The organism is Variovorax sp. SG517, from assembly GCF_013376045.1.
Lineage (GTDB): Bacteria > Pseudomonadota > Gammaproteobacteria > Burkholderiales > Burkholderiaceae_C > Variovorax.
Map to the genome: position 1 here is coordinate 536,120 of NZ_JABMJG010000001.1, position 22,541 is coordinate 558,660.

At 69.3% G+C, this 22,541-nt stretch carries 19 protein-coding genes and 1 tRNA gene; 13 read left to right on the forward strand and 7 right to left on the reverse strand.

Features of this window, described 5'->3' with window-relative positions:
- Nucleotides 1-26: 26 nt before the first annotated feature.
- The gene (locus FHT32_RS02375; RefSeq protein ID WP_176663039.1) at nucleotides 27-2,543 is read right to left on the reverse strand and encodes an ABC transporter permease; all 2,517 of its coding nucleotides are present in this window, start codon (nucleotides 2,541-2,543) and stop codon (nucleotides 27-29) included.
- Between the two features lie 78 nt (nucleotides 2,544-2,621).
- Between FHT32_RS02375 and FHT32_RS02380 the strand changes: the two genes are divergently transcribed.
- From FHT32_RS02380 to FHT32_RS02415, 8 genes are all read left to right on the forward strand, one after another.
- The gene (locus FHT32_RS02380) at nucleotides 2,622-3,071 is read left to right on the forward strand and encodes a hypothetical protein (protein ID WP_256098847.1); all 450 of its coding nucleotides are present in this window, start codon (nucleotides 2,622-2,624) and stop codon (nucleotides 3,069-3,071) included.
- 108 nt (nucleotides 3,072-3,179) lie between these two features.
- Nucleotides 3,180-6,257, forward strand: a complete 3,078-nt coding sequence (gene fdnG, locus FHT32_RS02385; RefSeq protein WP_176663040.1) for a formate dehydrogenase-N subunit alpha — start codon at nucleotides 3,180-3,182, stop codon at nucleotides 6,255-6,257.
- A 3-nt stretch (nucleotides 6,258-6,260) separates the two neighbouring features.
- Nucleotides 6,261-7,235, forward strand: a complete 975-nt coding sequence (fdxH, locus tag FHT32_RS02390; RefSeq protein ID WP_176663041.1) for a formate dehydrogenase subunit beta — start codon at nucleotides 6,261-6,263, stop codon at nucleotides 7,233-7,235.
- A 13-nt stretch (nucleotides 7,236-7,248) separates the two neighbouring features.
- On the forward strand, nucleotides 7,249-7,872 hold the full coding sequence (locus FHT32_RS02395) for a formate dehydrogenase subunit gamma (RefSeq protein WP_176663042.1): 624 nt from the start codon (nucleotides 7,249-7,251) through the stop codon (nucleotides 7,870-7,872).
- A gap of 164 nt (nucleotides 7,873-8,036) precedes the next feature.
- A complete protein-coding gene (gene fdhE / locus FHT32_RS02400) occupies nucleotides 8,037-9,065 on the forward strand; it encodes a formate dehydrogenase accessory protein FdhE (RefSeq protein WP_176663043.1) in 1,029 nt (342 codons plus the stop codon).
- On the forward strand, nucleotides 9,065-10,513 hold the full coding sequence (gene selA, locus FHT32_RS02405; protein ID WP_176663044.1) for an L-seryl-tRNA(Sec) selenium transferase: 1,449 nt from the start codon (nucleotides 9,065-9,067) through the stop codon (nucleotides 10,511-10,513). Before fdhE ends, selA begins: the two co-directional genes overlap by 1 nt.
- Nucleotides 10,510-12,417 carry a selenocysteine-specific translation elongation factor gene (gene selB / locus FHT32_RS02410; RefSeq protein WP_176663045.1) on the forward strand — a complete coding sequence of 636 codons (1,908 nt, stop codon included), beginning with the start codon at nucleotides 10,510-10,512 and terminating at the stop codon, nucleotides 12,415-12,417. The genes selA and selB overlap by 4 nt, the downstream gene beginning before the upstream one ends.
- 20 nt (nucleotides 12,418-12,437) lie before the next feature.
- Nucleotides 12,438-12,530, forward strand: a tRNA-Sec gene (locus FHT32_RS02415).
- A 147-nt stretch (nucleotides 12,531-12,677) separates the two neighbouring features.
- Here the strand turns inward: FHT32_RS02415 and selD are convergent.
- Entirely contained in the window at nucleotides 12,678-13,745 is a 1,068-nt protein-coding gene (selD, locus tag FHT32_RS02420; RefSeq protein WP_256098848.1) for a selenide, water dikinase SelD, read from the reverse strand.
- Between the two features lie 74 nt (nucleotides 13,746-13,819).
- On the opposite strand from selD, the gene FHT32_RS02425 reads away from it, so the two are divergent.
- The 5 genes from FHT32_RS02425 to mnmH are packed head-to-tail and all read left to right on the forward strand — an operon-like array spanning nucleotide 13,820 to nucleotide 18,305.
- A complete protein-coding gene (locus FHT32_RS02425) occupies nucleotides 13,820-14,677 on the forward strand; it encodes a putative selenate ABC transporter substrate-binding protein (protein ID WP_019656645.1) in 858 nt (285 codons plus the stop codon).
- Nucleotides 14,678-14,720: 43 nt separating this feature from the next.
- Complete coding sequence (locus FHT32_RS02430) at nucleotides 14,721-15,551, forward strand: phosphonate ABC transporter ATP-binding protein (RefSeq protein WP_176663046.1); 831 nt, start codon at nucleotides 14,721-14,723, stop codon at nucleotides 15,549-15,551.
- 23 nt (nucleotides 15,552-15,574) lie between these two features.
- Nucleotides 15,575-16,384: an ABC transporter permease gene (locus FHT32_RS02435; protein WP_176663596.1), complete on the forward strand. Its 810-nt coding sequence runs from the start codon at nucleotides 15,575-15,577 to the stop codon at nucleotides 16,382-16,384.
- On the forward strand, nucleotides 16,381-17,184 hold the full coding sequence (gene phnE / locus FHT32_RS02440) for a phosphonate ABC transporter, permease protein PhnE (protein ID WP_176663047.1): 804 nt from the start codon (nucleotides 16,381-16,383) through the stop codon (nucleotides 17,182-17,184). The genes FHT32_RS02435 and phnE overlap by 4 nt, the downstream gene beginning before the upstream one ends.
- 44 nt (nucleotides 17,185-17,228) lie before the next feature.
- Entirely contained in the window at nucleotides 17,229-18,305 is a 1,077-nt protein-coding gene (gene mnmH / locus FHT32_RS02445) for a tRNA 2-selenouridine(34) synthase MnmH (protein ID WP_176663048.1), read from the forward strand.
- On the opposite strand, the gene fdhD is transcribed toward mnmH, so the two are convergent.
- From fdhD to FHT32_RS02470, 5 genes are all read right to left on the reverse strand, one after another.
- On the reverse strand, nucleotides 18,233-19,156 hold the full coding sequence (fdhD, locus tag FHT32_RS02450; RefSeq protein WP_176663049.1) for a formate dehydrogenase accessory sulfurtransferase FdhD: 924 nt from the start codon (nucleotides 19,154-19,156) through the stop codon (nucleotides 18,233-18,235). The genes mnmH and fdhD overlap by 73 nt on opposite strands.
- Nucleotides 19,157-19,187: 31 nt before the next feature.
- Complete coding sequence (locus FHT32_RS02455) at nucleotides 19,188-19,478, reverse strand: hypothetical protein (protein ID WP_176663050.1); 291 nt, start codon at nucleotides 19,476-19,478, stop codon at nucleotides 19,188-19,190.
- Nucleotides 19,478-21,838 carry an FdhF/YdeP family oxidoreductase gene (locus FHT32_RS02460; protein WP_176663051.1) on the reverse strand — a complete coding sequence of 787 codons (2,361 nt, stop codon included), beginning with the start codon at nucleotides 21,836-21,838 and terminating at the stop codon, nucleotides 19,478-19,480. Before FHT32_RS02460 ends, FHT32_RS02455 begins: the two co-directional genes overlap by 1 nt.
- A gap of 91 nt (nucleotides 21,839-21,929) precedes the next feature.
- The gene (locus FHT32_RS02465) at nucleotides 21,930-22,244 is read right to left on the reverse strand and encodes a type II toxin-antitoxin system RelE/ParE family toxin (protein WP_176663052.1); all 315 of its coding nucleotides are present in this window, start codon (nucleotides 22,242-22,244) and stop codon (nucleotides 21,930-21,932) included.
- On the reverse strand, nucleotides 22,241-22,525 hold the full coding sequence (locus FHT32_RS02470; protein WP_176663053.1) for a YlcI/YnfO family protein: 285 nt from the start codon (nucleotides 22,523-22,525) through the stop codon (nucleotides 22,241-22,243). The genes FHT32_RS02465 and FHT32_RS02470 overlap by 4 nt, the downstream gene beginning before the upstream one ends.
- Nucleotides 22,526-22,541 lie beyond the last annotated feature (16 nt).

Genomic DNA, 22,541 nt, shown 5'->3' on the forward strand with positions numbered 1-22,541 from the left:
GTCCCGTCTCGACGAAAAGAAAAAAATTACTCGGCCGCGCGCCGCAAGGTGTCGACCACCGGCCGGCGCAGCACTTCGCGCAGGCCCCACCACCCGGCGCCGAGCGCCAGCACCGCGCCGGCCAGCGCACCGGCGACCGGCACCAGCGGCGAAGCGGTCCAGGTGAAGTCGAACACGTAGCGTGCGAGCCCCCAGCCGATCAGCGCGGCCACGATGCTCGCGAGGAAGCCCGCGAGCAGGCCCACGCCCGCGAGCTCGGCGCGCTGCACCTGCCGCAGCAGGCTGGCACGCGCGCCCACCGCGCGCATCACCGCGAACTCGCGCGCGCGTTCCTCGCGGGTGGCGGTCACCGCGGCGAACAGCACCACGAGGCCGGCCGCGAGCGTGAAGCCGAACAAGAACTCGACCGCGCGGATCACCTGGTCGAGCACGCGCTGCACCTGGTTGATGGTGGCGCTCATGTCGACGTTGGTCACGTTCGGGTAGCTGCGCACCAGCGCGTTGTCGAAGCCGCGCGTTTCGGGCGCGCGGAAGGCGCCCATGTAGGTGGTGGGCACGTCGGCCAGCGAGGCCACCGTGTACATCACGAAGAAGTTCGCGTGCATCGAGCCCCAGTCGACCTTGCGCAGCGAGGTGATGCGCGCGTCGTTCTGCATGCCGCCGATGTCGAAGCGCAGCACGTCGCCCATCTTCAGGCCCAGCGTCTCGGCCAGGCCCTCTTCCACGCTCACCTCGCCGGCCGCGCCGGGCGTCCACTTGCCGGCGGTGATGCTGTTGTGCGCGGGCGCGTCCACGCTGTTGCTGAGGTTGAACTCGCGGTCCACCAGGCGCTTGGCGCGGTCTTCGGTGTAGTCGTCGGGCGATACCGGCTTGTCGTTGATGGCCACGAGCCGGCCGCGGATCATCGGGTACCAGTCGAACTTGCTCACGCCCGCGTCGCGCAGCGACTTCTGGAAGGCCTCGCTCTGATCGGGCATGACGTTGATGACGAAACGGTTCGGCGCGTCGGGCGGCGTGGCCTGGCGCCAGCTCGCGACGAGGTCGGTGCGCAGCAGCACCAGCAGCACCAGCGCCAGCAGCCCCACCGAGAGCGCGCTGACCTGCACCACCGCGTAGGCCGGCCGCGCCGAGATCTGCCGCGTGGCCAGCACCAGCCAGCGCGGTGCGGTCGCTTCGTTGACGCTGCGGCGCAGTACCTTCACTGCCAGCCAGCTCAGGAGCGCGAACACCGCCACCGCGCCCGCGAAGCCGCCGACGGCAATGAGCCCCAGCTTGATGTCGCTGCTCGCCGCCATCAGCAGCGCCGCGAAGCCCGCCACGCCCACGCCCAGCACCGCGAGCGACGCGGGCTTGAGCCCGCCCACGTCGCGCCGGATCACGCGAAGCGGCGGCACGCGCGCCAGCTGCAGCACGGGAGGCAGGCCGAAGGCGAAGAGCAGCGTGAGCCCCATGCCGAGCCCGAAGGCCACGGGCCACAGCGTGGCCGCGGGCAGCGCGGTCTCGACCAGCCCCGCCAGCAGCAGCACGAACACGTAGTGCACCGCGAAGCCGATGGCCACGCCCAGCGCGCTGGCCACGATGCCGATCACCGCGAATTCGAAGGCATAGGCGATGGCGATGGTGCGCTGGCTCTGGCCGAGCACGCGCAGCATCGCGCAGTCGTCGAGGTGGCTGGCCGCGAAGCCGCGCGCGGCCAGCGCCACCGCCACGGCCGACAGCAGCGCGGCGAGCAGCGCGACCAGGCTCAGGAATTTCTCGGCGCGATCGAGCGTCTGGCGCATCTCGGGCCGGCCGCTCTCGAAGGAGTCGAGCCGCACGCCGCGCAGTTCGCCCTTCTTGATCGTGGCGTCGGCCCAGTCGGTGAAGCGCTTGACCGCCGCGTCGTTGCCCGCCACGGCATAGCGATAGCCGACTCGGCTGGCCGGCTGCACGAGCCCGGTGCGGGCCACGTCGGCCTGGTTGAGCATCACGCGCGGCGAGAAGCTCATGAAGCCGGCGCCGCGATCGGGCTCCAGCGTGATGACGCGGCCCACGCGCAGGCCGGTGTCGCCCAGCAGCAGCGTGTCGCCGACCTTCAGGCCCAGCGAGTCGAGCAGCGAGGCATCGACCCAGGTTTCGCCCGGCGGCGGGATGTCGCGCGTGACGACGCCCGCGCCATCGATGGTGGTGGAGGTCTGCAGGCTGCCCCGCAGCGGATAGCCGGCCGTCACGGCCTTCAGCGCCACCAGCTTGCTGGCGCCGCCCTGCGCGTCCTCGGCGCGGGCCATGGTCGGGAAGCCGTAGGTGGATGTGCCCTGGAGCCCGAGCGACTTCGCCTGCGCCACGAAGGCCTCGGGCGTGGGGTTGTCACTGACGATCACCGCGTCGCCGCCCAGCAGCTGTCGCGCGTCGCGCTTGAGCCCGCCCTGCAACCGGTCGGCGAAGAAGCCGACGGCCGTGAGCGCGGCCACGGCCAGCAGCACGGCGACGATCAACAGGCGCAGCTCGCCGGCGCGCAGGTCGCGCCAGAGCGTGCGCCAACCCAGGCGGAGGGAGGCATTCATGGCCGCGACGATAGCCCAGCGGGCCCCGCGCGGCCGGATTCAAGGGTTATTGCCGGTTTTGGCCTACTTGCCCGAGTCATGGTGCTGCCGCATGATGCGAGAAAACACCCCACTGCGCCGATCAGGCATTTATTGCAGGCTGCGGCGGGCGAAATAAAAACATTCCACTATCTGGCCGTCCTTTCCCCCGAAGGAGTGTCAATGCTGCGATGTCAGCGTCTGCAAACCCTGGGCCTGTGTCTGGCCCTCGGCATGCTGTTGAGTGCCTGCGATCCCAAACCCTCGGCCGGTGCCGCTGCGCCGACGTCGCCCACTTCGCCGACCGCGGGTGCTTCGGGCACCCCGGGGGCGAGCCCGAGCAGCATCAAGCCTGCCGATTCCGGCGACAAGGTCGACGAATCCACCGCCCACAAAGGCCCGTCCGAAGGCGGTGCGGCCATCGGCGGCATGAGCGGGCCGAACGGCGGCGGCACATCCGGTGGTGCGGCGCCCGCGCCGAGCGGCGGCGACGGCTCGGCACCCAAGTAGCACGGCCGGCCCCGTACTGTCGATACAGCCCCCACAGATTTCCCACGCAAGGCAAGAAGAAGAGACCCCGATGAAACACCCAACTTCACCGCCGCAGGAGGTTCCGTCATGGACATGAACCGCCGGCAATTCTTCCGCGTCAGCAGCGCGGGGCTGGTCGGCTCCAGCATCGCCGCGCTCGGCTTCTCGCCGACCGCCGCGCTGGCCGAGGCCCGCAACTTCAAGCTCGCGCGCACCACCGAGACACGCAACACCTGTCCGTACTGCTCGGTGGGCTGCGGGCTCATCATGTACAGCCTGGGCGACAAGGCGAAGAACGTGGTGTCCGACATCCTCCACATCGAGGGCGATGCCGACCACCCCGTGAACCGAGGCACGCTGTGCCCGAAGGGCGCCGGCCTGCTCGACTTCGTGCACAGCCCCATGCGCCTGAAGTACCCCGAGGTGCGCGAACCCGGCGCCACGGAGTGGAAGCGCATCGGCTGGGACGAGGCGCTCGACCGCATCGCCAAGCTGCTGAAGGCCGACCGCGACGCCAACTTCCAGACCACCAACGCCGACGGCAAGACCGTGAACCGCTGGACCAGCTCCGGCATGCTCTGCGCCTCGGCCTCGTCCAACGAAACCGGATACATCACGCACAAGGCATTCCGCTCGACCGGGATGCTGGTGTTCGACAACCAGGCACGCGTCTGACACGGACCTACGGTGGCCAGTCTGGCCCCGACGTTCGGCAGAGGCGCGATGACCAACCACTGGCAGGACATCCAGAACGCGGATGTCGTGCTGATCATGGGCGGCAACGCCGCGGAGGCGCATCCGTGCGGCTTCAAGTGGGTCATCGAAGCCAAGAAACAGAACAAGGCCCGCCTGGTGGTGGTCGACCCGCGCTTCACGCGCTCGGCCGCCATGGCCGACTACTACGCGCCGATCCGCGCGGGGTCGGACATCGCCTTCCTGGGCGGGGTCATCAACTTCCTGCTGACCAACGACAAGATCCAGACCGAGTACGTCCGCAACTACACCAACGCGACTTTCATCGTCGGCCCCGACTACAAGTTCGAGGACGGCCTGTTCAGCGGCTACAACGCCGAGAAGCGCAACTACGACCCCAAGTCGTGGGGCTACGCGCTCGACGAGCAGGGCATGGCCAAGGTCGACATGAGCATGCAGGACCCGAACTGCGTGCTGCAGGTGATGAAGCGGCACTATTCGCGCTACACGCCCGACATGGTGAGCCGCATCACCGGCACGCCGAAGGACAAGTTCCTGAAGGTGTGCGAGTACATCGCGAGCACCAGCACCTCCCAGCGCACCATGACCATCATGTACGCGCTGGGCTGGACGCAGCACAGCCAGGGCTCGCAGATGATCCGCACCGGCGCCATCGTGCAGCTGCTGCTGGGCAACATCGGCGTGCCCGGCGGCGGCATGAACGCGCTGCGCGGCCACAGCAACATCCAGGGCCTGACCGACCTGGGGCTGCTGTCGAACTCGCTGCCGGGCTACATGTCGCTGGCGCGTGACAGCGAGCAGACGCTGGAGGACTACTACAAGACCCGCGCGCTCAAGCCCCTGCGCCCCAACCAGATGAGCTACTGGCAGAACTATCCGAAGTTCTTCGTCAGCATGCAGAAGTCGTGGTGGGGCGACGCGGCCACGGCGGAGAACGAGTGGGGCTTCCACTACCTGCCCAAGATCGACAAGCTCTACGACGTGCTGCAGGCCTTCGAGCTCATGAACCAGGGCAAGCTCAACGGCTACATCTGCCAGGGCTTCAACCCAGTGGGCTCGTTCCCCGACAAGAAGAAGATCGTCGACGGGCTCTCCAAGCTCAAGTTCCTGGTCACCATCGATCCGCTGCAGACCGAGACCAGCGAGTTCTGGCGCAACTTCGGCGAGTTCAACGACGTCAGGACCGCCGACATCCAGACCACGGTGTTCCGCCTGCCTTCCACCTGCTTCGCGGAGGAGGACGGCTCGCTCACCAACTCCAGCCGCTGGCTGCAGTGGCACTGGAAGGGCGCGGAGCCACCGGGCGAGGCCAAGGGCGACATCGAGATCGTCGCCGGCATCTTCAACCGGCTGCGCACCGCCTACGCAAAGGACGGCGGCGCCTTCCCCGACCCGATCGTCAAGCTCACCTGGCCCTACAAGATTCCGCACTCGCCTTCCGCGCAGGAACTGGCGATGGAATACAACGGCCGCGCGCTGGTCGACCTGACCGACCCGAAGGACCCGAGCAAGCCGCCGCTGGCCAAGGCCGGCGAGCAGCTCTCGGGCTTCGGCCTGCTGCGCGACGACGGCAGCACCGCCAGCGGCTGCTGGATCTACTCGGGCGCATGGACGCAGGCCGGCAACCAGATGGCGCGGCGCGACAACGCCGACCCGTACGGCATCGGCATGGTGCAGAACTGGGCGTGGGCCTGGCCGGCGAACCGGCGCATCCTCTACAACGGCGCGTCCACCGACCCCGCCACCGGCAAGCCGTGGATCGCCAGGCGCGGCCTGATCGCGTGGAACGGCAAGCAGTGGGCAGGTTCGGACATTCCCGACATCCGCCCCGACGCGAACCCGACGGAAGCCGACGCGGTGCGCCCCTTCATCATGACCGCCGAGGGCGTAGCGCGCCTGTTCGCGCCCACCGGCATGGCCGAAGGACCGCTGCCCGAGCACTACGAGCCGTTCGAGTCGCCGCTGGTCAACAACCTGATGCACCCGAACAACGAGAAGGCGCGCGCCAACCCCGCGGCGCGCATCTTCAAGGGCGACCTCGAGAGGCTCGGCGTGCCGAAGGACTTCCCGTACGTGGCGACCAGCTACCGGCTCACCGAGCACTTCCACTACTGGACCAAGAACGTGCGCACCTCGGCCATCATCCAGCCGCAGCAGTTCGTCGAGATCGGCGAAGAGCTCGCGAAGGAGAAGGGCATCGGCCACGGCGACATGGTCAAGGTGTCGAGCAAGCGCGGCTACATCAAGGCCGTGGCCGTGGTCACCAAGCGCATCGTCGGTCTGCAGGTGGACGGGCGCACGGTCCATACCGTGGGCTTGCCGAACCACTGGGGCTTCATCGGCATCGCGAAGCCCGGCTATCTGGTGAACACGCTAACGCCCTTCGTGGGCGATGCGAACACGCAGACGCCGGAATACAAGTCCTTCACCGTGAACATCGAGAAGGCCTGAACGATGTCCTCTCTTCAAACCCTAGACATCGCCGCCCGCTCGGCCACGACCACGCCGTCGCCCGAGATACGGCATCGGCCGCAGATCCAGCCGGTCGCGAAGCTGATCGACGTGTCGGCCTGCATCGGCTGCAAGGCCTGCCAGGTCGCATGCATGCAGTGGAACGACCTGCGCGACGAAGTCGGCACCACGCACGGCACCTACGACAACCCGGTCGACCTCACGCCCGCCTCCTGGACGGTGATGAAGTTCTCCGAGGTCGAGCCCGAGGCCGGCAAGCTCGAATGGCTGATCCGCAAGGACGGCTGCATGCACTGCGAGGACCCCGGCTGCCTGAAGTCGTGCCCGGCGCCGGGCGCGATCGTCAAGTACGCCAACGGCATCGTCGACTTCATCAGCGAGCATTGCGTGGGCTGCGGCAACTGCGTCACGGGCTGCCCCTTCGACGTGCCGCGCATCAGCAAGGCCGACAACAAGGCCTACAAGTGCTCGCTGTGCTCCGACCGCGTGGGCGTGGGCCTGGAGCCGGCCTGCGTGAAGGCCTGCCCCACCGGCGCGCTGCACTTCGGCACCAAGGAAGACATGCACGAGTACGCCTCGGAGCGCATCGTCGACCTGAAGGAGCGCGGTTTCGCCAACGCCGGCGTGTACGACCCGGCGGGCGTGGGCGGCACGCACGTGATGTACGTGCTGCAGCACGCCGACCGGCCGCAGCTCTACGCCGACCTGCCGAAGGACCCGCACATCAGCCCGCTGGTGTCGCTGTGGAAGGGCGTGGCCAAGCCGCTGGCCGTGGTCGCCATGATCGGCGCCGTGGTGGGCAGCTTCTTCCACTACATGAAGACCGGCCCCATCGAACCCAAGGACGACCACCCCGACGCCGACCGCGACGGCAGGCCCGACGACGTGGCGGTGATCGAGGAGCCGCCGGCTTCGCCCTCGCCCTCTTCGACGCCGCCCACCGCGCCCCGCGCATGAGGAGAAGAACGCGATGACACGCTACTACCTTCGCCGCTACCGCGACGCCACGCGCATGAACCACTGGTTCGTCGCGATCATGTTCTTCGCCGCGGCGCTCTCGGGCCTGGCCTTCTTCCACCCGAGCCTGTTCTTCCTGAGCGCGCTCTTCGGCGGCGGGCCCTGGACGCGCATCCTGCATCCCTTCATGGGGCTGCTGATGGTACTGGGCTTCGTGTTCCTGTTCTTCACCATGTGGCGCGAGAACATCCTCGACAAGGGCGACCGCGAGTGGATCGCCAACGCGCCGAAGATGCTCAAGGGCGACAAGTCGAGCATGCCGCCAGTGGGCAAGTACAACGCCGGCCAGAAGCTGGTGTTCTGGGCCTTCGGCATCAGCCTGCTGCTGTTGCTGGTGACGGGCTTCATGTTCTGGAGCCCGTGGTTCGTCGGCTTCTTCCCGATCCTTTTGCGGCGCATCGCGGTGGTGGTCCACGCGGCCTCGGCCGTGGTGCTGATCCTCTCGGTCATCACGCACATCTACGCTGCCATCTGGGTCAAGGGCACGCTGCGCGCGATGACGCGCGGCACGGTCACCGAAGGCTGGGCCAAACTCAACCATCCGTTGTGGCACCGCAAGATGACCCGGGGGGAATGAACTCTTCCCGGGCTTCGCGCATCGCATATCCCGCCCCATTCCGGGGGCGGTGCCTGCGGCCCGGCCGAGTCGGCTCCGCGGTATCCCGCGAACAGGCCCGGCCCCTGCGGGGACTCGGGCGATCGCGTATCGCGAATCGTGCGAATGGCTGTAGAGTCGTCCGGATGAGCAGTTCCAACGGCAATCCACCGCCGATCCGGACCACCCGCGTCCTCGAGCCGGAGCAGATCGCCATGCAGGCCGGGCGGCAGATGCCGTTCCTGCGCCTGCCGGTGCGCTCCCTCGCCTTTTCCGACCGCCAGCTTCGCCTGCGCCAGCTCGCGGCATCGCATCCGATGCGCGAGTACCTGATCTTCATCGCCGACCTCGCGCAGGCGCAGCACCAGGTGCTGCAGGACTACGCCCCGGTCGAGCTGCCCGAGGCCGAAGCGCTCGAAGCCGCCGCGAGGGTGCTCAAGCCCCCGATGCCCGCCTTCGGCTGGACGCGCGATGCGGTGTGGCTGAAGGAATTGCGCCGGCTGCTCGCGTTATTTCGCGCAAGACTGCCCGAAGGCTCCGCGCGCGACACGCTCGACCGCGTGGCGGCCGCCGACGACGCATGGATCGACGCGCAGGCCGACCGGCTCTCGCGCCGCATCATGTTCGGGCTCGACCTCGCGGCCGCGCCGCTGATCGCCGCCGGGCTGCAGGCCTACTGGACGCACTTGGTGCTGCAGGTGGCCGAGCGCGCAGGCGAGAACATCTACGGCCGCACCGATCCCGGCAACGAATGCCCCTGCTGCGGCAGCGCGCCCACCGCGAGCATCACACGCATCGGCGCCGACGAGGCAGGCTTCCGCTACCTGCACTGCTCGCTGTGCGGCACAGAGTGGCACTACGTGCGCATCAAGTGCACGCATTGCGAGAGCACCAAGGGCATCCATTTCGAATCGCTGTCGCCGCAGCCCGGCGTGGAAGTGCCTGCCACCGGCGCGCGCGAGGGCGCGGTGAAGGCCGAGTGCTGCGACAGCTGCGGCCACTACCTCAAGCAGGTCGTGATGGAGAAAGATCCCGAGGTCGAACCCGTAGCAGACGACCTGGCGAGCGTCACGCTCGATCTGCTCGTCTCCGAAGCCGGGCATCAACGCAGCGGCCACAACCTGATGCTCCTTTTCGGCGAACCCGAAGTTCCCGACGACGGCGGAGGCGGCTGATGGCGATGCCCGAAGAGTCCGTGGTCCACGGCTCGACGGCAAGGCCCCAGGATCTGCCTTCTGTCGATCAATTGTTGCGCCTCGCCGTGCCGGGCGCATTGCTGGCCGAGCATGGCCACACGCTCGTGGTGAAAGAGGCGCGTGCGCTGCTCGACAGCCTGCGCGCGAAAGCCGTCGTGGGCAAACTCGCTGCTGCAGAGGTGCAGCCTGATGCACTGGGCGACGCACTCGCTGCGCGCATACAGTCGCGCCTCGCGCCGCGCATGAAGGCGGTGCTGAACCTCACGGGCACCGTCATCCACACCAACCTGGGCCGCGCGCTGCTGGCCGACGCGGCGCTGCAGCGGCTGCTGGCGGTGATGACATCGCCCAACAACCTCGAGTACGACCTCGCCACCGGCAGCCGCGGCGACCGCGACTCGCTGGTCGAAGAGCTTCTGTGCGCCATCACCGGCGCCGAGGCCGCCACGGTGGTCAACAACAACGCCGCCGCCGTGCTGCTCACCATCGCGGCGCTGGCGCGCGAGCGCGAGGTGATCGTCTCGCGCGGCGAGCTGGTGGAGATCGGCGGCGCCTTCCGCATGCCCGACGTGATGGCCAGCGCGGGCGCGCGCATGGTCGAGGTCGGCACCACCAACCGCACGCATCCGCAGGACTACGAGCGCGCCATCAACGAGCGCACTGCCCTCGTGATGAAGGTGCACACCAGCAACTACGCGGTGCAGGGCTTCACCTCGGCCGTCGACGAGGCCACGCTCGCCGGCATCGCGCATGCGCGCGGCGTGCCGCTGGCCACTGACCTGGGCAGTGGCTCGCTGATCGACCTCGCGCGCTACGGCCTGCCGCGCGAGCCGCTGCCGCAGGAGATGCTCGCGGCCGGCTGCGACGTGGTCACCTTCTCGGGCGACAAGCTGCTGGGCGGCCCGCAGGCCGGCCTCATCGTGGGCAGCAAGGAGGCCGTGGGCCGCATCCGCAAGTTCCCGATGAAGCGCGCGCTGCGCATGAGCAAGCTGCCGCTGGCCGCGCTCGAAGCCACGCTGTCGCTCTACCTGCGGCCCGAGCGCCTTGCGCAGGACCTGCCGACGCTGCGGCTGCTCACGCGCCCCGCCGATGCGATCCGCGAGATGGCCGAGGCGCTGCGCGAGCCGGTGCAGGCGGCCGTGGCGCCGCGCTTCGACGTCGAGGTGGTGCCGCTGCTCGGGCAGATCGGCTCGGGCTCTTTGCCGGTGGAGCGCCTGCCCTCTGCAGGCCTTGCGATAGCACCGGCCGGCACCTCGAAGAAGGGCATCGGCACCGCGCTCGATGCCCTTGCCACCGCGCTACGCGGCCTGCCGCTGCCGGTGGTCGGGCGCATCGCTGAAGACCGGCTGCTGCTCGACCTGCGCTGCCTGGAAGACAGCGCGCCCTTCACGGGCCAGCTTGCCCTGCTGCACGAGCGGCTGCAATGATCATCGGCACCGCAGGCCACATCGACCACGGCAAGACCACGCTGGTGCGCGCCCTCACCGGCGTCGACACCGACCGGCTGCCCGAGGAGAAGCGGCGCGGCATTTCCATCGAGCTCGGCTATGCGTACCTGCATGCGCCCGACGGCGTGTCGCTGGGCTTCGTCGACGTGCCGGGCCACGAGCGCCTGCTGCACACCATGCTGGCCGGCGCGACCGGCATCGACCACGCGCTGCTGGTGGTGGCGGCGGACGACGGCGTGATGCCGCAGACGCGCGAGCACTTCGCGGTGGTGGCGCTGCTGGGCGTGCGCGAGGCGACGGTGGCCATCACCAAGATCGACCGCATCGATGCAGGCGTGCGCGAGGCGCGGCTGGCCGAAGTGCGAGCCGGCATCGCCGCCCTGCTCGCGCCCACGCCGCTGGCCGGTGCGCCGATGCTGGCGGTATCTGCAACGACGGGCGAAGGCATCGACGCGCTGCGCGAGCGGCTGCTCGGCGTGGCGCGGCAGGAGCGCGCGCGAGAAGACGACCTGGCCTTCCGGCTCGCGGTGGACCGGTCGTTCAGCCTCTCGGGCGTGGGCACGGTCGTCACCGGCACGGTCTTCAGCGGCACGGTGCGCATCGGCGACGAGCTGCGCATCGCGCCGGGCAGCCGCACGGTGCGCGTGCGCGGCATCCATGCGCAGAACCAGCAGGCAGAGTCAGCGCATGCGGGGCAGCGCTGCGCGCTCGCGCTGGCCGGTGTCGGCAAGGACGAGGTGCATCGCGGCGAGTGGGTCTGCACGCCCTCGGTTGCGCTCGCCTCGGCGCGCATCGACGTGCTGCTCACGCTGTGGCCCGACGAAGCGAATCCGCTGCGCTCGGGCGCGACGGTGCATGCGCACCTGGGCGCGAGCGACGTGATGGCGTCGGTCGCGCTGCTCGACCGCGATGCCCTCGCGCCCGGAGAGACCGCCCTTGCGCAGCTGGTGCTGCGCGAGCCCGTGGCCGCATGGCATGGTGACCGCGGCGTGCTGCGCGATGCCTCGGCCACGCGCACGGTGGCGGGCGTGCGCGTGCTCGACCCCTTCGCGCCGGTGCGCTATCGCCGCACGCCCGAGCGGTTGCGCACGCTGGCGGCCTGGGCCATCGACGACCGCGCTGCTCGCGTGGCCGCGCTGCTGCACAACGCGCCGCTGGGCATCGACACCGCGCAGGCTGCGCGTGCGCTCTCGCTGGCCGACGAAGAGGCACTGCCGCTGCCGAACGGCGCGGTGCGCATCGGCCATACGGCGATCGCTCGGCCGCACCTGGGCGCGCTCGAGGAGCAGATCGCCGAGCGCCTCGCGGATTTCCATCGCACCGCGCCGGACGAGGTCGGCCCCGACGCACGGCGTCTCAAGCGCCTGGCCGGGCCGCGCACCGACGACGCGCTCTGGCGCCATGCGCTCGACGAGCTGGTCGCGCGCGGCACGCTGGTGCGCAGCGGCACATGGCTGCATCTGCCGGACCATGCCGCACGCCTCAACGAGGCCGAGCAGAAGCTCGCGCAGAAGCTGCTGCCCAGGCTGACCGACGGCGGCTTCGATCCGCCCTGGGTGCGCGACCTGGCCAAGGACTGCGCGGCGAGCGAGGCGATGGTGCGGCAGACGCTCGCGAGCCTCGCGCGGCGCGGCGAGACCTTCCAGGTGGTGAAGGACCTGTACTATCCCCTGGCGACCGTGGAGCGCCTTGCGGCGATCGCGCGCGATTGCCTCGACCGGCCGGCGGGCCTGGAGGCCGCGAGCTTCAGGGACGCGACCAGGCTGGGACGCAAGCGTGCGATCCAGCTGCTGGAATTCTTCGATCGTGTGGGCTACACGCGGCGCGTGAAGGACACGCACCTGCTGCGGCCCTACACGTCGTTGTTCGGGGCGAGGCCGTGAACGACAACGAAAGCGATCATGGGAGGGGATCGTCCCTGGTGGGGCGGCCGGGCTTCAAACCCGGTTGGTGGCGCCAGCCGTCGCCGGGAAGGTTCGACTCCTTCCCCCTTCCGCCGTCGAGCGGGCATTCGCCTGCTGCGCGATCCGATCTTGCACCTGCGATGCTCGACGTACCCATGTACGTCTGCGCTTCTCGGCGCAAGCTCGGACCGCTCGCGACGGCGACTGCCCACTCGACGAGTCGGCGTAGAACCGCTGCTTCAGGGCACCACGTGCAGCGACGACTCACCAGCTTCCACACGGCCGATGACGGCCGCGCGCGCGAAGCCTTCGTCGCGGAAGACCTTCAGCACTGCATCGACCGCATCGGGCGCGCAGCTCACGAGCAGGCCGCCCGAGGTCTGCGGATCGCTCAGCAGGTTCTGCGTGGTGGCATGCAGGCCGGGCGCGAGGCTCACCTCGGCGCCGTAGCCGGCCCAGTTGCGGCCCGAGGCGCCGGTGACGAAGCCTTCGGCGGCCATGGCCAGCACGTTCTCGAGCAGCGGCACCTTCGACCACTCGACGACGGCCCTGAGCTTCGCGCCGCGCGCCAGTTCGAGCGCGTGGCCGGCGAGGCCGAAGCCGGTGACGTCGGTCAGGGCGTGCACGCCGTCGAGGGCCGACAGCGCGATGCCGGGCGTGTTGAGCTTGGTCGTGCTTTCGATGAGCTGGCGGTAGCCGGTCTCGGAGAGCTGTTCCTTCTTGAGCGCGGCGGAGAGCACGCCCACGCCCAGCGGCTTGCCCAGCACGAGCACGTCGCCGGCCTTCGCGTCGGCGTTGCGGCGCACGCGATCGGGGTGCACCAGGCCCATGGCGACGAAGCCGTAGATCGGCTCGACCGAATCGATGGTGTGGCCGCCCGCAATCGGGATGCCGGCCGCGCGGCACACGTCCTGCCCGCCGCGCACGATCTCGGCAATGACTTCCACCGGCAGCTGGTTGATGGGCATGGCGACGAGCGCCAGCGCCATGATCGGGCGCCCGCCCATCGCGTACACGTCGCTGATCGCGTTGGTCGCGGCGATGCGGCCGAACTCGTACGGGTCGTCGACGATGGGCATGAAGAAGTCGGTGGTCGCGATCAGCGCCTGCTCGTCGTTGAGCCGGTAGACAGCCGCGTCGTCGGCGGTCTCGATGCCCACCATGAGCTCGGGCGGGATCAGCCCGCCGCCCTGGTTCTTCAGGATCTGCGACAACACGCCGGGCGCGATCTTGCAGCCGCAGCCGCCGCCATGCGAAAAACTCGTGAGGCGCAGCGGCGCGAGCGGGTTCATGAGAGTCGGGTTCATGGCGCGATTATCGAATCGGGCCCGCTTTCTACAATCCCGTCCCTTCCTATCCCGCACGTCCCAGAGGCGCATCCATGAAAAAGACTCTCACCCGACTGGCCCTTGGCCTGACCTTCTCCGCCGCGAGCCTCGGCGCCTTCGCGCAGGGCGTGCTGCGCGTCTCGGCCATTCCCGACGAGGCGCCCACCGAGCTGCAGCGCAAGTTCACGCCGCTGGGCGACTACCTGAAGAAGGAAACCGGCATGGACGTGCAGTTCACGCCCGTGACCGACTACGCCGCCGTGGTCGAGGGCCTGGCCACCAACAAGATCGACCTGGCCTGGCTCGGCGGCTTCACCTACGTGCAGGCGCGCATCCGCACCAACGGCGGCGCGGTGCCCATCGTGCAGCGCGCGGAGGACGAGGTGTTCACCAGCAAGTTCATCGTGCCGGTCGACAGCACCGCGAAGACGCTGGCCGACCTGAAGGGCAAGACCTTCGCCTTCGGCGCGCCCTCCTCCACCTCGGGCAGCCTGATGCCGCGCTACTTCCTGCTGCAGGCGGGCATCAACCCCGAGAAGGACTTCAAGACCGTCGCGTTCTCGGGCGCGCACGACGCCACCGTGGCCTTCGTGGCCGCCTCGCGCGCCGAGGCCGGCGTGCTCAACGCCTCGGTGTGGGACAAGCTGGTGGAGGCCAAGAACCCCAACGCCGCCAAGGTGCGCGTGCTGGCCACCACGCCGACCTACTACGACTACAACTGGACCGTGCGCCCCGGCCTCGATCCCGCGGTCACGAAGAAGCTGACCGACGCCTTCCTCAAGCTCGACCCGGCCAACCCAGCGCACAAGGAAATCATGGCGCTGCAGCGCGCGAGCAAGTTCATTCCGACCAAGTCGTCGAACTACGACGGGATCGAGACGGCGGGCAAGTCGGCTGGTCTGATCAAGTGATTCGTCCGGAGGCGGGGGCACCAGCGTCCGAAAGCCCCTCCGCATGAGCTTCTCCCTCGAAGCCGTCGGCGTGATCCATCCCAACGGCCAGCGCGCGCTGGCCGCTGTGACGCTGTCCGCGCGCGACGGCGAACGCATCGCCGTCATCGGCCCCTCGGGCGCGGGCAAGACCACGCTGCTGCGCGTGCTCGGCGCGGCGCTGCGGCCCACCGAAGGCGAGGTGCAGGCGCTCGGCGCCAGGCCGTGGCAGCTACCCGCGCCGGCGCTGAAGAAGCTGCGCGCACGCATCGGCACCGTGCACCAGTCACCACCCATCGCGCCGAGGCTGCGCGTGGTCACTGCCGTGCTCGCGGGGCGTCTCGGCGAATGGTCGATGCTGCGCGCGCTGGGCTCGCTGCTGCATCCCTCGGACATTGCGGGCGCGCACGAGGCGCTCTCACGCCTGGCGCTGGAAGACCGCCTGTTCGAGCGCTGCGACCGGCTCTCCGGCGGCCAGCTCCAGCGCGTGGGCATCGCGCGCGTGCTCTACCAGCGCCCTGCCCTGCTGCTGGCCGACGAGCCGGTGTCGGCGCTCGACCCCACGCTGGCCGACGCGGCCATCGGCCAGCTCGTGGCGCAGAGCGAATCGACGGGCGCGACGCTGATGGCCTCGCTGCACGCGGTGGACCTCGCGCTGCGCTGGTTTCCGCGCATCGTCGGCATGCGCGGCGGTGCGGTGATGTTCGACCTGCCGGCATCGCAGGTCACGCCCGAGATGCTCGATGCGCTCTACGCGAGCGAAGGCGGTGTTGCGACGCAGCGGCCGCTGCCGCCGGGTGCGACGACAGCTGCTGCGGCGGTGGAGGCGGCCTTCCAGCGGCCCGACTGCCCTTGAGCACGAACCTCGCCTCCCCGGCCATGCGCGACCCGCACGCCGCGCGCCGGCTGGCCGCTTGCGCCGCCGCGCTCGTCGTCGCGTGGCCGATGCTGGCGCTTTCCGAATTCAGGCCCTGGGCGCTGTTCGACGGCGGCAATCTCGCGGTCATCGGCGGCTTCCTGGCGGGCTTCTTTCCGCCTGATGGCTCGCCGGCATTTCTCGCCCTGCTCTTCAAGGCCACGCTGGAGACGCTGGCCATGGCCACGGCAGGCACCGCGCTCGCGTTGCTGATCGGCGCGCCGCTGGGCTTCGTGACGACGCGCGCGCTGTCCATCTCGCGCATCGGGCCGGGGCCGGGCCGCGTGCAGGCTGGCATCGTTCGGCAGGCCGCGCGCTGGCTGCTGATGGTGCTGCGGGCGATTCCGGAGATCGTCTGGGCGCTGCTCTTCGTGCGCGCGCTCGGGCTCGGTCCGGCCTCGGGCGTGCTGGCGCTGGCCATCACCTACGGCGGCATGCTGGGCAAGGTCTACGCCGAGATCCTGGAATCGGCCGACACACGGCCTGCGCGCGCGCTGCTCGAGGGCGGCAGCGGCCGGCTCGCGGCGCTGTGCTACGGCCTGCTGCCGAACACGGCTCAGGAGCTGGCGTCGTACACCGTCTACCGCTGGGAGTGCGCGGTGCGCGCCTCGGTGGTGATGGGCTTCGTCGGCGCAGGCGGGCTGGGGCAACTGATGGACCAGTCGATGAAGATGCTCAACGGCGGCGAAGCCAGCAGCATCCTGCTGGTGTTCCTGGCGCTGGTGCTGCTGGCCGACCTGCTGAGCAGCGCGCTGCGGAGGCTGCTGGCATGACGGCGAAGACGCTGCCTCCGCGACCGCCACCGTGCTGGCGCTGCCGCATCGCGCTGCTGCTGATCGGCGCGGCCGTCGTGGCGAGCTTCGTGTACCTGGGCATCGACTACCGGGCCCTGGGCTCGGCGGAATCGCTCAGGCTCATGGGCAAGTTCGTCGCCGAGTTCTTCCCGCCCGACATGTCGCCGGACTTCCTCGCCAAGGCCGGCCACGGGGCCTTGCAGACGCTGGCGGTGTCGGCGCTGGGCACCGTGCTTGCAGCCCTTGCAGGCGCGGTACTGGCCTTGCCGGCTTCGGGGCGCGCCGGATGGATGCCGCGCCACGTGGCGCGCTTCGCGCTCAACTTCCTGCGCAGCGTGCCCGAACTGGTCTGGGCCGCGCTGATGGTGCTGGCCGCCGGCATCGGGCCGTTCGCGGGCGCGCTGGCGCTGTCGCTGCACACCACGGGCGTTCTGGGGCGCCTGTTCGCCGAGGCGCTGGAGAACGCGCCGCGCGAGCCCGAACACGCGCTCACGCTTTCGGGCGCGAATGCAGTCACCGCCTTCAGCTACGCCAGCCTGCCCATCGTGCTGCCGCAATGGGTGGCCTACACGCTCTACCGCTGGGAAATGAACATCCGCATGGCGGCCGTGCTGGGCTTCGTGGGCGGCGGCGGGCTGGGGCAGCTGCTGTACTTCCACCTGTCGATCTTCCAGCAGCAGCAGGCGATGACGGTGCTGATCGCGATGTTCGTGCTGGTCACGCTGGTGGACTGTGCAAGCGCTCGCTTGCGTAGAGGACTTGGGCCAGCCTACGCCTGAGCGCCCCTGTCGCCGACAATCGGGGGCATGAGGTTCCTTCTGCCATGAGTCACCGCCAGCCCGTGCGGGTGGCCGACCGCCACGCCTTCGACACGCTGATCGACGCCCGCTCGCCCGCCGAGTTCGCGCTCGACCACATTCCCGGCGCCATCAACTGCCCGGTGCTGAACGACGAGGAGCGCCATATCGTCGGCACCGTCTACGTGCAGACCGGCGCCTTCGAGGCCCGCCGCATCGGCGGTGCGATGGTGGCTGCCAACATCGCGCGGCACCTGCGCGAGACGCTGGCCGACCGGCCCGAGAACTGGAAGCCGCTGGTGTATTGCTGGCGCGGCGGCATGCGCAGCGGCTCGATGGTGACGTGGCTGCGCCTCGTCGGCTGGGACGCGCAGCAGCTCGCGGGCGGCTACAAGAGCTTCCGCCGGCACGTGATCTCGCAGATCGACACGCTGACGCCGAAGCTCGACCTGCGCGTGATCTGCGGCGCCACCGGCAGCGCCAAGACGCGCGTGCTGCACGCACTGGCTGCGCGCGGCGCGCAGGTGCTCGACCTGGAAGATTTCGCCCGCCACAAGGGATCGCTGCTCGGTTCGCTGCCGGGCGTGGCGCAGCCTTCGCAAAAGCACTTCGAGACCCTGATCGCGGCGGTGCTTGAAACGGTAGATCTTTCGCGACCGCTGTACGTGGAGGGCGAGAGCATCCGCATCGGGCGCTTGTCCTTGCCCTTGTCGCTGGTGGCTCGGATGCGGGCGGCGCCGTGCATCGAGGTGTGCGCCACGCCAGAAGCGCGGCTCGCCTATCTGCTGCGCGACTACGCCTACCTTGGCGACGACCGCGACGCGCTGGCCGACAGGCTCGGCGCGCTCAAGGAATTGCAGGGCAAGGAGACCGTCTCGCGCTGGCAGCAGTGGGCGCACGAGGCTGACCTGCCGCATCTGTTCTCGGAGCTGATGTCGCTGCACTACGACCCGCATTACCAGAAGTCGCAGGAACTGCATTTCCGCGCCTGGGCGCAGCGGCAGCGCGTGGCGGCCGGCGATCTTTCGGATCAGGGCATCGAGGCCGTGGCCGATGCGGTGCTGGCGCTCGAAAGAGCCGCGCCGCCGAGCCCGTCGGCATAGAGCACGCCCCGCGGCGCGCGGCACAGCCCCCAGAACCGCAGGCCGCACAACTCGGCCATGCGCACGCCCATGGCGGTGGGCGCGGAGATGGTCGCCATCGCCGCGATACCCACGCGCGCGCACTTGCGCACGAGTTCATGGCTGCCGCGGCTGGACATCAGCACGAAGCCCGGCTCCTGCAGGCGGCCCGCTTGCGCGAGGCTGCCGATGAGCTTGTCGAGCGCGTTGTGGCGGCCCACGTCTTCCATCAAGTCGGTGAGTTCACCGTCGACGCTGGCCCATGCGGCTGCATGGATCGCACCCGCCTTGGCATTGAAGACCTGGCGCGGCGGCATGGCGGCGAAGGCGCGCAGCACGGTCGCGAGGTCGATGCGCTCGATCCAGTCGCACCGGGGCACCGGCTGCGGAGAGAGGTCGAGCCCCGCGAAGCTCTCGACGCCACACACGCCACAGCCGGTGCGGCCGGCGAGGCTGCGGCGGCGGTCCTTCAGACGCTCGAAGCTGCGCGTGGAAATCTCGAGCTGTACCTCGATGCCTGGCATGCCGGCGGGCAGGCCGGCTTCGGAGGCATCGACGGTGCGCACGTCGATGCCGCGGCAGTCGGCGGCGGTGTCGAGGATGCCCTCGCTCAGCGCGAAGCCGAGGGCGAAGGCTTCCATGTCCTGCGGGGTGGCCATCATCACCGCGTGCGAGACGCCGTTGAACACGAGCGCCACCGGCACCTCGGCCGCGAGCGTGTCGTCGCGCAGTTCGCCTTCGGGCGCGACGCCGCGTTCGCCGAACACGCGCACGGCGTGCCGCGACAGCGGCGGCAGGGTGTCTTCGGAATCGTCGTGATCTGGCTTCGACATGTGGGCTCCGGCTGGGCGAGCCATTGTCGGCTCAGTCGCGGTTTTCGTCTTCGTCGGGAGGAAGTGTTCCCACCTGCGCCCGCCCGGCTTCGAGCAGGTGCGCGACCCAGCGGTCGTCGTGCTGCACCACGCGCACCCAGCCCGGGCCGCGCACGCCGCCGATGGCGGCATCGCCCATCATCGTGAGCCGGCGCATCAGCACGCTGGCGCCCTGGCCGAGCCGCTTGCCCAGGCGCGGCAGCGAGACGCCGCTGCCGTCCGGCTCCTGCGCGAGCATGCGCAGGATGGCGACGGACAGGCTGTCCTGCAGCAAGGCACTCATCAGGCCGCCACCATCCCGTCCGCTTCGTCCTCCGCCAGCTTCTGGATCGGCAGCTCATGCGGCACCAGCACCACGGGAATGGACTTGGAGGTCGGCGTGCCCGCGTTCTCGGCCACTGCCGACAGCGGCACCAGCGGATTGGTCTCGGGGTAGTAGGCCGCGAGGTTGCCGCGCGGGATGTCGTAGGCCACCAGCTTGAAGCGGTCGGCGCGGCGCTCCTGGCCGTCGTTCCACACCGTCTGGATGTCGACCCAGTCGCAGTCCTTCATGCCCAGGGCGCGGATGTCTTCCTGGTTGATGAAGACCACGCGGCGCTGGCCGAACACGCCGCGGTAGCGGTCGTCCATGCCGTAGATGGTGGTGTTGTACTGGTCGTGCGAGCGCGTGGTCAGCAGCGTGAAGACGATGGTGTCGCCTTTCTTCGCGAAAAGCGTGCGGGCGCGGTGCGAGGGCGTGTCCAGCGGCACGGCGTGAGTGAAGAACACGGCCTTCTTCGACGCCGTGTTCCACACGCGCTCGCTCGCGGTGTTGCGCAGGCGGAAGCCGCCGGGGTGCGCCACGCGGGCGTTGAAGTCCTTGAAGTCGTCGAAGACGGCTTCGATCTTGTCGCGGATGCGCGAATAGTCCTCGATGAGCCAGAGCCACGGCGTCTTGCTGCGCGCGCCCAGCGTGGCCGCCGCGAGCCGCGCCACGATGGCCGGCTCGGACAACAGGTGCTCCGACGCGGGCGGGTTGATGCCCATCGAGATGTGCACCATGCTCATCGAGTCTTCCACCGTCACGCCCTGCTGGCCGCCGGCCTGCATGTCGATCTCGGTGCGGCCCAGGCACGGCAGGATCAGCGCCTCGCGCCCATGGATCACGTGGCTTCGGTTGAGCTTGGTCGTAACGTGCACGGTCAGCTCGCACTGCTTCAGCGCCTTCCAGGTCTGGTAGGTGTCGGGCGTGGCGGCCGCGAAGTTGCCGCCGAGCGCGAAAAACACCCGGCCCTTGCCGTCGAGCATCGACTGGATGGCCTCGACGGTGTCCACGCCGTTGCGGCGCGGCGGCTCGAAGCCGAATACCTGCTGCAGGCGGTCGAGCAGCGCCGCGGGCGGCTTCTCCCAGATGCCCATGGTGCGGTCGCCCTGCACGTTGCTGTGGCCGCGCACCGGGCAGGCGCCCGCGCCTTCGCGGCCCATGTTGCCGCGCAACATGAGCAGGTTGCCGATCATCTGGATCGTGGCAACCGAATGCTGGTGCTGAGTGATGCCCATGCCCCAGCAGGCGATGACGCGCTCGGCGCCCAGGTACACGTCGGCCGCGGCGCGGATCTGTTCCTCGCTCAGGCCCGATTCGCTCACCAGCATGTCCCACTGCTCGGCACGCAGGTCATCCGCCACGGCCTCGAAGCCGGTGGTGTGCTCGGCGATGAATGCATGGTCGAGCACCGAAGGCTCGCCGCGTGCCACGGCCTCGTCCTCGCGCTCGATGACGTGCTTCATCATCCCCTTGATGGCGGCGAAGTCGCCTCCCACGCGTAGCTGGAAGTAGTGCGTACTGATGGGCGTGGAGCCCAGGGTCGCCATCTCCAGCTTGTCCTGCGGGTCGGCGAAGCGCTCCAGGCCGCGCTCGCGCAGCGGGTTGAAGCTCACGATGCGCGCGCCGCGCTTCGATGCCGCGCGCAGCTCGCCGAGCATGCGCGGGTGGTTGGTGCCGGGGTTCTGGCCGAAGATGAAGATCGCGTCGGCCTTCTCGAAGTCGTCGAGCGTGACCGTGCCCTTGCCCACGCCGAGCTGCGGGCGCATGCCGCTGCCGCTGGGCTCGTGGCACATGTTCGAGCAGTCGGGAAAATTGTTGGTGCCGTACTCGCGCACGAAGAGCTGGTACAGGAAGGCCGCCTCGTTGCTCGCGCGGCCCGAGGTGTAGAAGATGGCCTGGTCGGGGTCGGGCAGCGCGTTCAGGTGGCGGGCGATGCGCGCGAAGGCGTCGTCCCACTCGATCGGCACGTACTTGTCGCTCGCCGCGTCGTAGGCCATGGGGTGGGTGAGCCGGCCCTGGTCCTCGAGCCAGAAGTCGCTCTGCTCGGCCAGTTCGGCCACCGTGTGCTTCGCGAACAGCTCCGGACCGGCGCGGCGCGCGGTGGCTTCGGCGGCCACGGCCTTGACGCCGTTCTCGCAGAACTCGAAGGTGGAGGCGTGGTTGCGGTCGGGCCAGGCGCAGCCGGGGCAGTCGAAACCGTCAGGCTGGTTGGCCGAGAGCAGCGTCTTCGCGCCCTTGATGGGAATGTCCTGCCGCAGCAGCGCGTTCGTCACGCTGCGCAATGCGCCCCAGCCGCCCGCCGGGCCCTTGTAAAACTCGATCTTCTGCTCGCTGCTCATGCGGGCGAGTGTTCGCCGCGGGCCGGCGGAGCGTCAAATTGAATCGGGACATGCGGCGATTCAAAAAGGAAATGAACCGGCCGCCGTGTCGTCAGTGATAGTCGTCTTCGCGCTGATGCCTGACGGCGGCCACGACGATCAAGTCGCTTGCTTCTATTTCGAACAGTGCGACATAGCCGCTGGCGCCGAACGGAATCACGAGCTCTCGGATGAAGGGATTTTCGCCCGCCTTACGACAGGTGAAGGGCGAAAAACCGAGGGTCGCTATGCCGTGCTCGATCGCTTCGAGGGCCCGCTCGGCAAGCGCGAGATCGCCGCCCCTGGCGAGCTCCCGTTCGAGGACGAAGTCATACAGCCGCTCCAGGTCTTCGGCCGCCTGACGCGTGAACCGGACCGAGTAGCTCACCGGCGAGCTGCGCCTTGCTGTTTCTTCGCCGCCGATTCGAGCTTGGTCCTGAGGCGCTGCATCATCTCGCCCGCCTCGACATATTCCCCGCTGCGCCGCGCGCTGGTCAGCGACTTCATGCCGCGCGCCACGAACTCGGCCTGGCTCTTGCGCTGCTGAACGCAGGCGCGGACGGCCGCCTCCACGAACTGGGACAGGGTCTCCCCCTCGCCAAGCACCTGTTCGACTTCATCCCGGAATTCGGGCTCGACACGCACGGAGGGGATGGTGGCGGTTTTCATCGCCAAAGTGTATCGC